The organism is Microbacterium sp. P5_E9 (genome assembly GCF_054049175.1).
Genome location: NZ_JBFUMV010000070.1, coordinates 1 through 682 on the forward strand (window position 1 = coordinate 1; position 682 = coordinate 682).

1 protein-coding gene is annotated in these 682 nt (G+C 72.3%); it reads left to right on the forward strand.

What is annotated here, in order from left to right; translation table 11 throughout:
- Nucleotides 1-621: rhodanese-like domain-containing protein (locus ACXJ3V_RS20265; protein ID WP_457102157.1), on the forward strand; the 621-nt coding region annotated here is incomplete at its 5' end.
- Between the last annotated feature and the right edge of the window lie 61 nt (nucleotides 622-682).

A 682-nucleotide genomic window follows, 5' to 3' on the forward strand; every position in this document is an offset into this window, starting at 1 on the left:
GATGGCGTGCGGGCGCCGATGACGGCGTCCTGGCTGGCGCAGATGGGTTGGGAGGTCTACGTGGTCGAGGCGCAGGCCGAGGCGGCGCGCAGCGTCCGCGGCGCCGCGCCGGCGCTGCATCCGGAGCCCCCTCCGGTGGCCGAAGTCACAGCGGACGAACTCGCGAAGGCGCTCGGCGACGCGCCGGGACAGACCGTGGTCATCGACGTCACGACCGGCGTCAACCATGCCAAGCGGCATATCCCCGGCGCCTGGTTCGCCATCCGGGCGCAGTTCGCGCAGGCGCTCGATGCCATCCCGCCCGCGCGCCGCTATGTGCTGACCTGCGGCAGCAGCCTGCTCGCGCGCTTCGCCGCGGCTGACCTGCGATCGCTGCTCGACGCGCGCGGCAGCGATGCCGGCGTCGAAGTGCTTGCCGGCGGCAATGCCGCATGGTTTGCCGCCGGCCTTCCGGCCGAGACCGGCTGGCACCATGTCGCGACCCGGCCGACCGACCGCTACTGCCGACCCTACGAAGGCACCGATGCACCGGTCGAGGCGATGCAGGGCTACCTCGATTGGGAGTTCGGCCTGGTGGCGCAGCTGGCGGCCGACGGCACGCACGGCTTCCGGGTGCTCTGAACCGGCCGGCCGGGCATTCGAATTGCGTGGCTGGGCGAAGCCATCGAAGATGGCGCCACCA